9 protein-coding genes are annotated in these 8395 nt (G+C 74.2%); 3 read left to right on the top strand and 6 right to left on the bottom strand.

Annotation, left to right across the window (positions count from 1 at the left end; genetic code table 11):
• Positions 1-67 precede the first annotated feature (67 nt).
• Positions 68-307 carry a chaplin gene (locus ABTZ17_RS34875; RefSeq protein WP_352199820.1) on the bottom strand — a complete coding sequence of 80 codons (240 nt, stop codon included), beginning with the start codon at positions 305-307 and terminating at the stop codon, positions 68-70.
• 205 nt (positions 308-512) lie between these two features.
• The gene (locus ABTZ17_RS34870) at positions 513-1085 is read right to left on the bottom strand and encodes a hypothetical protein (RefSeq protein WP_352199819.1); all 573 of its coding nucleotides are present in this window, start codon (positions 1083-1085) and stop codon (positions 513-515) included.
• A gap of 289 nt (positions 1086-1374) precedes the next feature.
• Here ABTZ17_RS34870 and ABTZ17_RS34865 point away from each other — a divergent pair, with 289 nt between their 5' ends.
• Positions 1375-1785: a rodlin gene (locus ABTZ17_RS34865; RefSeq protein ID WP_352199818.1), complete on the top strand. Its 411-nt coding sequence runs from the start codon at positions 1375-1377 to the stop codon at positions 1783-1785.
• A 101-nt stretch (positions 1786-1886) separates the two neighbouring features.
• Here the strand turns inward: ABTZ17_RS34865 and ABTZ17_RS34860 are convergent, their stop codons facing one another.
• Positions 1887-2570, bottom strand: a complete 684-nt coding sequence (locus ABTZ17_RS34860; RefSeq protein WP_352199817.1) for a vitamin K epoxide reductase family protein — start codon at positions 2568-2570, stop codon at positions 1887-1889.
• Positions 2571-2873: 303 nt separating this feature from the next.
• Here ABTZ17_RS34860 and ABTZ17_RS34855 point away from each other — a divergent pair, with 303 nt between their 5' ends.
• Positions 2874-3641, top strand: a complete 768-nt coding sequence (locus tag ABTZ17_RS34855; protein ID WP_352199822.1) for a DUF6227 family protein — start codon at positions 2874-2876, stop codon at positions 3639-3641.
• A 76-nt stretch (positions 3642-3717) separates the two neighbouring features.
• Here the strand turns inward: ABTZ17_RS34855 and pfkB are convergent, their stop codons facing one another.
• From pfkB to ABTZ17_RS34840, 3 genes are all read right to left on the bottom strand, one after another.
• Positions 3718-4680 carry a 1-phosphofructokinase gene (gene pfkB / locus ABTZ17_RS34850; protein WP_352199816.1) on the bottom strand — a complete coding sequence of 321 codons (963 nt, stop codon included), beginning with the start codon at positions 4678-4680 and terminating at the stop codon, positions 3718-3720.
• Positions 4677-5438 (bottom strand): DeoR/GlpR family DNA-binding transcription regulator, encoded by a 762-nt coding sequence (locus tag ABTZ17_RS34845; RefSeq protein WP_352199815.1) that lies wholly within the window; start codon positions 5436-5438, stop codon positions 4677-4679. Before ABTZ17_RS34845 ends, pfkB begins: the two co-directional genes overlap by 4 nt.
• 142 nt (positions 5439-5580) lie before the next feature.
• Positions 5581-7035, bottom strand: coding sequence for an MFS transporter (locus ABTZ17_RS34840; RefSeq protein WP_352199821.1), 1455 nt, complete (start codon positions 7033-7035; stop codon positions 5581-5583).
• Between the two features lie 225 nt (positions 7036-7260).
• On the opposite strand from ABTZ17_RS34840, the gene ABTZ17_RS34835 reads away from it, so the two are divergent.
• Positions 7261-8241, top strand: coding sequence for a helix-turn-helix transcriptional regulator (locus ABTZ17_RS34835; RefSeq protein ID WP_352199814.1), 981 nt, complete (start codon positions 7261-7263; stop codon positions 8239-8241).
• The last annotated feature ends 154 nt before the right edge of the window (positions 8242-8395 follow it).

Raw genomic sequence — 8395 nt, 5'->3', positions numbered from 1 at the left:
AGCCCCAAAACCGGGGGGGGCGCCTGGGGGGGGAGGGGGGGGGCGCCACGGAGCGCGAGGACCAGGATCAGTCGTTGACGCAGGTGTTGCCGAACGCCGGGTTCAGGGCGCCGATCAGGTTGGCGGTGTTGCCGCAGACGTTGACCGGGACGTGGACCGGGACCTGGCCCAGGTTGCCCGAGAGCACACCGGGGGAGCCCACGGCAGCGCCCTCGGCCGCGGAGTCGGCGGCGGCGGAACCGGCGGCGGCACCAGCGGCGAGACCGGCGGTGGCCAGGACCAGGGCGGCCTTCTTGGCAGAGTTCATGGGAAGTGCACCTTCTGTTCGACGTACCGCCCCTGATCCGGGGCTCACATCGAGCGAAACGTCCCGGCAGCCCTGACGACACGGTTCCGGACGGGATCAGACCTGTTCGGCCCAATAGTCGTCATCCGGCCACCGCCCCGACGCCCTCCGGCCGGCCGGTGCCCGGCCCCCGGGGCGGGGGTCGGGCACCGGCCGCGGCACGGAGCTACGGCGCGGGCGGGAGCTGCGGCAGCTCGGGAGCCGGCGGGACGGCGGGAGCCGCGGGCAGCGCCGGGGTCGCGGGCAGCGGAGGCGTCGCCGGCAGCTCCGGGGCCGCGGGGACGTCCGGGACCTCGGGGACGTCCGGTACGTCCGGCACCTCGGGGAGCGCGGGGAGGGCCGGGACCGGGACCTCCGGGGCGGGCGGCAGCTTCGGCACCTCCGGCAGCTTGGGCATCTCGGGGAGCTTCGGCATCTCCGGGAGGCCCGGCACCGCCGGGAGGGCGGGCAGCGCCGGCAGCTTCGGCAGTTCGATCGGGGGCAGCTTCACGCCCGGGACCAGGCCCGAGATGGTGCCGAGCAGCCCGTTGAGGGTGCTGGTGAGGGTGGCGAGCAGGTCGTCGACGGGACCGGCGGCCGCGGCGGCCCGGTCCGTCGGCGGTTCGACGACCGTGACCCGTTGGCCGGTACCGGCGGCGCGCTCCCCGTCGAGGGCCGCGGCCGGAGCGGCGGCGCAGAAGAGCAGGGCGGCACAGAGGACCGGGGGGACCAGGGCGCGGGACGCCTTCGAGCGGTGCATGGGTGATTCCTTCGGATGGTCGTGCGGGGGGACGGGACGATCCCTGCTCCACCGTGTGAACAGCTCGCTACGTTCCGCAACAGGATCTTGGAGCCCCGCAGGGCCCTTCCGGGAGCCCCGCGAGGGCCTCCGCCCGCTCCGGCGGGCCGCGCGCGGGCGCCCGGAGGAGTGCGCGAACGCCTCCCCGCGCGCGGGCCGTTTGAGTGAAGCAGCGGAACCAAGCCCGGCAACGGCCAGTTGATCAGGGCGCTCCATTAGCGGGCACTCGTGCGACAAAAGGACCAGTCACATGCTCAAGAAGATCATGGCCACCGCCGCGGTCACCGCCTCCGTGCTCGGCACGGGTGCCGCCATGGCCTCCCCGGCGATGGCGATCGGCAACGACAACGGGATCAACACCGTCAACGGCAATGGTGCCCAGCAGATCTACGGCAACCAGAAGACCCACGGCGACATGAGCCCGCAGCTCGGCGTCATCCAGGGCACCCTGAACAAGCCCTGCCTCGGCATCCCGGCCAAGATCAACGCCCAGTCCCTGGTCGCCCTGGTCAACGTCGGCGTCCAGGACATCCCGGTCCTCTCCGCGCCGCAGACCCAGCAGTGCACCGAGAACTCGACCCAGGCCAAGGGCGACGAGCCGCTCTCGCACATCCTCAGCAACATCCCGGTCCTCTCCGGCAACGTCTCCGCCGGCAGCTGACCCCGCTCCTCCTTCCGGTCCGGGCCACCGCGCCCGTGGAGCGTCCGCAGGGCCCCCGGCAGCATCCGGCTGCCGGGGGCCCTGCCCCGTGTCGGGGCGGCTCAGCCGGTCCAGAACTCCCACCAGCGAGTCAGGATCAGCATCCCGATCACACCGACGTGCAGGACCGGTGGCACCCACGGGAACTCCCCGAGGAAGGTCCGCAGCCACCTCGGCGCGGGCAGGTCACCGGTCCGCACGTTGCGGGCCAGGGTGGCCCAGAACATCAGCAGGGTGGCCGTCCAGGCCAGGCAGCACCACAGGCACAGGGCGTTGATCTCGTACAGGGACTGCTGCATGAGCCAGGTGCAGAAGCCGACCCCGAAGAGTTGACCGGCCGTCAGGCCCTGCCAGAACCAGGCGCGGTGGCGGGCGCCGGAGAGCAGTCCGACACCGACGCACACCACGACGGCGTAGGTGACGAGGCCGAGCATGGGGTTCGGGAAGCCGAAGACGGCGGCCTGGTCGCTCTTCATGACGCTGCCGCAGGAGACCACGGGGTTGAAGCTGCACGCGGGCTTGAAGTTCGGGTCCTCCAGCAGGAGGAACTTGTCCAGGGTGATGACCCAGGCGGCGAGCAGGCCCGCGGCGCCGGTGGCGACGAGCAGCCAGGCGAAGCCCTTGCTCTCGGGGGTCTCGGGGGTGCCGGTGGATCCGGTGGTCGCGGTGCCGTCGTCGGGGGTGGGGTGGGGGCGGTCCTGTTGCCGGGGCAGCGCCGCCGCGCCGGTCGTCGTTCGCGTAGACATGGCCGCACCATAGCGCCGCATAGCGGATGAATGGGGCGTCAACCCCCTTTCTGGGTACGGAGGTTGACCCCAAGGGGTACGGATGCGACAGGTGTCGGACAACGGGGGCGGCGGCCCGACCCTCGCCCTTCCGGAGGGCGTGCCTGCTCAGGGGCGGCCGGGGTCGCCGGCGGGGGCGGATCGCAAGCGGCGGGAACCGGTCCGGGCCGCCGCGCGTTTTCCAGAACCCCGGACGCGATGTCAGAGCCAGGGGCTACGTTGAGCTTCCGCGACGTAACAAGCTGCGACGGCCTGGAGACCACCGTGAGCGATCCGTACGAAACGGCCGAGGAGCACCTGCGGCGGCTCCTCGGCCGCGCTCTCAACTCCTTCGAGCTCCCCGACGCGCTGGTCGACCGCCTCGGTTCGGCCCTCGCCCACAGTTCCGCCCTGCACTCCTCGCACCACAGCTCCGTCACGGGCCTGCACCGCGAGACGCACCGCCACACCTACCTCCTGGCCGACGGGACGGCCGTCTCGGTGTGGGAGCTGGCCTACCGCACCGCCGGCGAGGGGCAGTTGCGGCACGAGCTGTTCACGGGACCCACCGAGCTGCTGATCGCGGTGGACCGGCTGTCCGGGGACGGCTGCGGGGCGGAGGCGGCCGCCGGCTTCGCCGCGCTGGAGCGGGAGCAGGAGCAGCGCGAGGCCCTCGGCCCGCTGTTCCCGCCCGGGGTGTCCTTCCCCGAGCAGCGCCGCAGCTACGCCGTCGACGAGTCGGCCGACCACGCCCGGCGGGTGCTGCGGCGGGCGGAGAACGCCGACCGGCCGGGCCCGGAGGTGGCGCGGCTGCTGCGGTCGGCGTACGCGCACCAGATCACGCAGGCGTTCGGCGGGCGGCAGTTCCTGCCGGACGGCCGGGACGCCGGGTTCACGCTGTACGAGCACGCCTTCGTGCTGCTCGACGGGCAGGAGTACAGCCTCTGGGAGGTGGAGCACACCGCGACCCCGGACGGCCGTCACATGTGCGAGGTGTACACCAGCCAGGACGCCGCGCGGGGCGCCATGGAGCTGCGGTCCCGGGTGCGGTAGGCCGCACGGTCGTCGCGTCGCGGGGGCCCGGCCGGGGCGCGGACCGGCGGGCCGGGGCGGTGACGAGCGGGATCGACTACGAGCCGGGTCGGATCGCTGCGGGCTCGGTGAGCGGGAGGTCGGGTACCGGGTCCCGGGTGAGGCGGACGGCTCCGGGGCGCAGGTCGGCCGGGGTGGGCATGAGGCTGCCGGGGAGTTGGACGGCGGCGGCTCCGTGGGCCAGCGCGGCGGTCAGGGCCTCGGGGCCGCTGCCGCCCGCGACGAGGAAGCCGGCGAGGGCGGCGTCCCCGGCGCCGACGTTGCTGCGGACGGCCGGGGCGGGGGCGGTGCCGTGGTGCACGCCCTCCGGGCCCACGAGCAGCTGGCCGTCCGCGCCGAGGCTGGCCAGGACGGCGCGGGCGCCGCGTTCGCGGAGCTCCCGGGCGGCGTCGACGGCCTCGCCGAGGGTGGTGAGGGGGCGCCCCACGGCCTCGGCGAGCTCGCGGGTGTTGGGCTTGACCACGTCGGGGCGGGCGGCGAGGGCGGCCGGGAGGGCCGGTCCGGAGGTGTCCAGGGCCACGCGGGCCCCGGCCCGGTGCACCTCGGAGACCAGCTCGGCGTACCACTCGGGGGGCAGGCCGCGCGGGAGACTGCCGCAGCAGGCGATCCAGTCGGCCCCGGCGGCCTGACCGCGGACCGTGGCGAGGAGCAGGTCGGCCTCGGCCGGGGTGAGTTCCGGGCCCCGGGCGTTGATCTTGGTGAGGGTGCCGTCGGGTTCGGCCACGGCGATGTTGGCGCGGGTCTGCCCGGCGATGGTGACGGCCGTGACGTCGATGCCCAGTCCGCCGAGGAGTTCGGCCATCACGGCCCCGGAGGGTCCGCCGAGCGGGAGGACGGCGGTGGTGCGGCGGCCCGCGGCGGCCACGGCCCGGGAGACGTTGACCCCCTTGCCGCCGGGGTCGAGCCGGTCGGCGGCGGCGCGCAGCACCTCGCCGCGGTCCAGGGCCGGCACCTCGTAGGTGCGGTCGAGGGAGGGGTTCGGGGTGACGGTGAGGATCATACGAGCGTGACTTCCGTCCCTGCGGCCTCGATCGCCGCCTTGTCGCCGGGGGTGAGCCCGGTGTCCGTGATGAGCAGGTCGATGTCGGAGAAGTCGGCGAAGCGGGCGAAGTGTTCCCGGCGGGCCTTGCCGGAGTCGGCGAGGAGGACCACCCGGCGGGCGGCGGCGACCGCGGCGCGTTTGACGGAGGCTTCGGCGAGGTCGGGGGTGGTGAGCCCGCTCCGCGCGCCGAAGCCGTTCGCGGCGAGGAAGAGCACGTCGGCGCGGACCTCGGCGTAGGCGCGCAGGGCCCAGGAGTCCACGGCGGCGCGGGTGCGGTGCCGGACCCGGCCGCCCACCAGGTGCAGCTCGATCCCGGCGTGCCCGGCCAGCCGGGCGGCGACCGGGAGGGCGTGGGTGACCACGGTGAACGAGCTGTCCACGGGGATGAGGGCGGCGAGCCGGGCCACGGTGCTGCCCGCGTCGAGCAGGACGCTGCCGCCGTCGGGCAGTTCGGCCAGGGCGGCGGCCGCGATGCGGTCCTTCTCGGCGGCGGCGGTGGCCTCGCGCTCCCCCAGGTCGGGTTCGAAGTCGAGGCGGCCCGCGGGGATGGCGCCGCCGTGCACGCGGCGCACCAGGCCGGCCCGGTCCAGGGCCTTCAGGTCGCGCCGTACCGTCTCCGCGGTGACCTGGAACGCCTCGGCGAGGGCGAGGACGTCCACCCGGCCCGCGGACCGCGCGAGGCGGAGGATCTCCTGCTGGCGTTCCGGAGCGTACACGTGGGTTTACATCCGTTCCATGCCCGTATCTGTGGATTCACCCCCACCCTACGGGCAGGTGGCGGCCAAAGTAAACAGAAACGGACATGCCCGCCGGGTGGGCGGGCATGTCCGTAGCGCTTCCGGGCCGACCCGGGAGGGGTCAGGCGGGGACCTTCTCGGCGGTGCCGGCCTGGTCCTCGTCCTCGGCCCAGGCACCGGCCTCCGCCTCGTGTCCGGCGCCCCGCACCTGGCGGGCCGGGAGCGCCGACATCACCGCGAAGATCACCACGAGCACTCCGGCGACCCACCACAGGGCGTGCTGGAAGCCCTCCAGGAAGGCCGGGCCGGGGCCCTCGGCGGGCAGCTTGTCGTCGACCACGGTGAAGAAGACCACCGACACCAGGCCCAGACCGAGGGCGTTGCCCATCTGCCCGGTGGTGTTGATGAGGCCGGAGGCCGAGCCGGCGTGCTCGCGCGGCACCTCGGAGAGGACGGCGTCCGTCAGCGGGGCCACGATCAGGCCCATGCCGATGCCCATGACCACCAGCGGGGCGGTCATCTGCCAGGGCTCGATCTCCATGCCGTACCGGCCGGAGAGCCAGATGTAGAGCAGCAGGCCGGAGCCCATCACCAGGGCGCCCGCCTGGAGCACCTTGCGGCCGAACCGGGGCACCAGCTTCTGCACGGACAGTCCGGCGGCAACCGACACGGCGATGGAGAACGGGATGCCCGTGGTGCCCGCCTTCAGCGCGCTCCAGCCCAGGCCCAGCTGCATGTACAGGGTCCACACCAGGAAGAAGATGCCGGTCGCGATGCCGAAGGTGAGCTGCACCGCGATGCCCGCCGCGAAGCTCTTCACCTTGAACAGGGAGAGCTCCACGAGCGGCGAGCCGTCCTTGCGGGCCTTGTACCGCTCGTAGGCGAGGAAGGCGGCGAAGACGAAGGGCACGGCGCCCATGGAGACGAAGCCCCACACCGGCCAGTCGTTCTCCCGGCCCTGGGTCAGCGGGTAGATCAGCATGACCAGGCCCGCGGTGGCCAGGACCACGCCGACCAGGTCGAGCTTGAGCGCCTTGGGCGCCTTCGACTCGGTGATGAAGCGGCTGCCGAGGATCAGGCCCGCGATGCCCACGGGCAGGTTGATCAGGAAGATCGGGCGCCATTCGAGACCGAAGAGGTTCCACTCGGTGAGCAGGGCGCCGAGGATCGGGCCGGAGACCGCGCCCAGCCCGATGATCGCGCCGAACAGGCCGAAGACCTTGCCGCGCTCGTGCGGCGGGAAGGTCACGTGGATGATCGCGAGCACCTGCGGGACCATCAGCGCGGCCATCGAGCCCTGGAGCAGCCGGGAGGCCACCAGCATGCCCGGGTTCGCGGCCAGTCCGCAGAGGGCCGAGGCGATGGTGAAACCGGTGATGCCGATCAGGAAGAGGCGCTTGCGGCCGTAGATGTCGCCGAGGCGACCGCCGGTGATCAGGCCCGCGGCGAAGGCCAGGGCGTACCCGGCGGTGATCCACTGGATGGCGCTCGTGGTGGCGCCCAGGTCCTGCTGCATGCTCGGGATCGCGATGTTCACGATCGTCACGTCGACCAGGTCCATGAAGGCCGCGGTCATGACGATGGCGAGGGCGAACCAGCGGCGGCGGTCGGCGGGGGAAGCGCCCGCGGCCGGGCCGGTGGCGCCGGGGGCCCGCTCGGCGCCGGGGGCCTCTGCGGCCTCGGTTATCGGTCGGCCCCCGGACGGGGACCCGCTCTTCTTGGACGGCTCGGTGCTCATGAAGAGCAACCTAGACGGCTTATAGGACAGTACGTGGCCTAATCCGCCGGCAGGCTGGATTTCATGACGGACACCCCGGCACGCCTCCTGACGCTCCTGTCCCTCCTCCAGACCCCGCGCGAATGGCCCGGCAGCGAGCTGGCCGGGCGGCTCGGGGTCAGCGCCCGCACCATCCGGCGCGACATCGACCGGCTCCGCGGGCTCGGGTACCCCGTGGAGGCCACCCACGGCTCGGAGGGCGGCTACCGGCTCGTCGCCGGGGCCGCGATGCCCCCGCTCGTCCTCGACGACGAGGAGGCCGTGGCCATCGCCGTCGGCCTGCGGGCCGGGGCCGGGCACGCGATCGAAGGGGTCGAGGAAGCCTCCGTACGGGCCCTGGCCAAGCTGGAGCAGGTGCTCCCCTCCCGGCTGCGGCACCGGGTCAGCACCCTCCAGTCCGCCACGCTGCCGCTGACCCGCGGGGACGGGGCGCGCGTGGACCCGCGGACCCTGACCGCCCTCGCGGGCGCGGTCGCCGGGCACGAGAAGCTGCGCTTCCACTACCGCGACCGGGACGGGGCCGACACCCGCCGGCAGACCGAGCCCTACCGGCTCGTCTCCACGGGGCGCCGCTGGTACCTGCTCGCCCACGACCTCGACCGGGAGGACTGGCGGATCTTCCGCGTGGACCGCATCAGCGAGCCCCTCCCCACCGGGGCCCGGTTCGCCCCGCGCGAACTGCCCATGGGCGGGGACGCGGCGGCGTACGTGGCCCGGGGGCTGCGGGGGCACGGAGCGGGGCTGTACACGGCGGAGGTGGAGTTCGCGGCCGGTACGGACGGCGGCGAGGCGGCCGTGCCCGAGTGGCTGGGGGCGGCGGAGCCGGTGCCCGGCGGGGCCGGGGCGGTACGGGTGCGCTACGAGACCGCCGAGCCCGTGGAGTGGCTGGCGGTGCGGCTGGCCATGACCGGGCTGCCGTTCGCCGTGCGGGGGCCCGGGGAGTTGAGGGCTGCCGCCCGGGTGTTGGGGGCCAGGCTCAGTGCGGCGGCGGTGGGGGTGGGGTAGGGGTGCCGTGCCCGGTGGGGTGGGGCGGGGCGCTCGGTGTGCGGGCGCTCGGCGGGGTGGGGCCGCTGCGCGGGGCCTTCTCCCCGCCCCGCCCCTTCCCGATACCGGGGCTCCGCCCCCGGACCCCCGGGGGGGGGGGGGGGGCGCGCCCCCC

Origin of the sequence: Streptomyces sp. NPDC097619 (assembly GCF_040302735.1) — a bacterium.
Classification (GTDB): domain Bacteria; phylum Actinomycetota; class Actinomycetes; order Streptomycetales; family Streptomycetaceae; genus Streptomyces.
Note: the sequence above shows the minus strand (reverse complement) of the source record. Positions and strands in the feature narration are given on the sequence as shown.

Bases quoted from the DNA above. Each gene is read 5' to 3' on its own strand.
- ABTZ17_RS34875 (WP_352199820.1), bottom strand. From the start codon at position 307: ATGAACTCTGCCAAGAAGGCCGCCCTGGTCCTGGCCACCGCCGGTCTC.
- ABTZ17_RS34870 (WP_352199819.1), bottom strand. From the start codon at position 1,085: ATGCACCGCTCGAAGGCGTCCCGCGCCCTGGTCCCCCCGGTCCTCTGT.
- ABTZ17_RS34865 (WP_352199818.1), top strand. From the start codon at position 1,375: ATGCTCAAGAAGATCATGGCCACCGCCGCGGTCACCGCCTCCGTGCTC.
- ABTZ17_RS34860 (WP_352199817.1), bottom strand. From the start codon at position 2,570: ATGTCTACGCGAACGACGACCGGCGCGGCGGCGCTGCCCCGGCAACAG.
- pfkB (WP_352199816.1), bottom strand. From the start codon at position 4,680: ATGATCCTCACCGTCACCCCGAACCCCTCCCTCGACCGCACCTACGAG.
- ABTZ17_RS34840 (WP_352199821.1), bottom strand. From the start codon at position 7,035: ATGACCGCGGCCTTCATGGACCTGGTCGACGTGACGATCGTGAACATC.
- ABTZ17_RS34835 (WP_352199814.1), top strand. From the start codon at position 7,261: ATGACGGACACCCCGGCACGCCTCCTGACGCTCCTGTCCCTCCTCCAG.